Raw genomic sequence first — 232 nt, forward strand, 5'->3', positions numbered from 1 at the left:
GTGTCGAGCCGCTCCGCCAGCACCACGTCGAGCCGGATCAGGTCATAGCCGAACCCGGGGTCGAGCGGAGCGGCGAGCCCGTCGATCCGCTCCGCGAACAGCCGCATCAGCAGCGATACGTCGCGCGTCGGGCGGCCGGTGTCCACGCGCAGCCGCTGGATCTGACCAGCGGCGCGGAACCGCTTCGCCTCCCACCGGCGACCACCCTCGCTGCGTGTCTCCAGCGCGTCGA

The 232-nt window shown here is 72.4% G+C and carries 1 pseudogene; it reads right to left on the reverse strand.

Features of this window, described 5'->3' with window-relative positions:
- Nucleotides 1-232 (reverse strand): annotated as a pseudogene (locus AC0CH8_RS19190) (DNA polymerase Y family protein); the annotation flags it as partial.

The organism is Sphingomonas sp. AC435 (assembly GCF_979253005.1).